The sequence below is a fragment of the Rhizobium sp. 01T417 genome, assembly GCF_056398905.1.
In genome coordinates this window covers 1-1,418 of the sequence record NZ_JBFTQH010000129.1, presented here as the reverse complement: position 1 = coordinate 1,418, position 1,418 = coordinate 1, and the positions used below count along the sequence as shown (strand labels likewise).

General features: G+C 62.6%; 1 protein-coding gene. It reads right to left on the bottom strand.

The window, feature by feature from the left end:
• Positions 1-58: 58 nt before the first annotated feature.
• Positions 59-1,258, bottom strand: coding sequence for an IS256 family transposase (locus AC1DPR_RS31925; RefSeq protein WP_477818022.1), 1,200 nt, complete (start codon positions 1,256-1,258; stop codon positions 59-61).
• Positions 1,259-1,418 lie beyond the last annotated feature (160 nt).

Below are 1,418 nucleotides of genomic sequence, written 5' to 3'. Positions count from 1 at the left end.
CTGCAGTGGTGTAACTGGACGGCTCTGGTCCCATGCTCTCCGGCGTGAGCCGGACTGATCAACGTGCCACTGCCGGCAAGCTGATCAGAGGATCATCGCTCATCTGGCCGATGGTTTCTAGGGTCATGTAACGAGCCCGCTGCACGGCCCACTCGTCATTTTGTTCGAGCAGCAATGCGCCAACGAGGCGGACGATGGCGTCGTCGTTGGGGAAGATGCCGACGACCTCTGTGCGTCGCTTGATTTCGCCGTTGAGCCTCTCAAGGGAATTGATCGAATGGAGCTTGACGCGGTGCTCCTTTGGAAAGCTCATATAGGCGAGGACGTCGTGTTCGGCCTCATCCATGATGGCGGCGAGCTTCGGTACCTTCGGGCGGATTTGGTCGGCGACGGCGCGCCACTGCAGGCTTGCAGCCTCTGCCGTCTCCTGGGCAAAGGCGGTGGCGATGAATGCCGACACGACGCGGCGGCCACTCTTTCCGGCATGCGCCAGCACGTTGCGGGCAAAATGAACCCTGCAGCGCTGCCAGGTCGCGCTGAGAACCTTGGAGGTTGCCGCCTTGATCCCTTCGTGGGCATCGGAGACGACGAGCCTGACGCCGCGCAGGCCGCGCCTTGTCAGCTTGCGCAGGAACTCCGTCCAGATCGGCTCGGCTTCCGAGGTGCCGACCTCCATGCCCAGAACCTCGCGCCGACCATCGGTGTTGACGCCGACGGCGATGATGACTGCAACGGAAACGATCCGGCCGCCACGGCGCACCTTGAGGTAAGTCGCATCGACCCAGAGGTATGGCCAGTCGCCTTCGATCGGTCGGTCCAGGAAAGCCTTCACTTTGCCGTCGATCTCCTCACACAGTCGACTGACCTGGCTCTTGGAGACACCGCTCATGCCCATTGCCTTAACCAGGTCGTCGACCGAGCGGGTCGAGATGCCCTGGATGTAGGCCTCCTGAATGACGGCTGTCAGCGCCTTCTCGGCCATGCGCCGTGGCTCCAGGAACGAAGGGTAATAGGTGCCCCTCCTGAGTTTGGGAATGCGCAGTTCGACGGTCCCGGCCCGCGTCTCCCAGTCCCGGTCGCGATACCCGTTGCGCTGGGCCATGCGCAACGGGTTCTTCTCGCCATAAGCGGCACCGGTGGAGGCCCCCACCTCCATCTCCATTAATCGCTCGGCGGCGAAGCCGATCATCTCCCGCAAAATATCGGCGTCGGGGGTCTTCTCTACGAGCGTGCGCAGGTTCATCATGACATCGGTCATCGGTGGTTCCTTCCAATCAGGTTGGTGTCAGCAACCCGACTTTACCGGAGAACTTCGATGACCGCCGCTCGCTCGCTACAGCGCTGATGAGGGCGCGCTCCCGAGCGGCTTCTCTACCGCCGAACTACACCACTCGGCGGGACACGACCGGGACACGACC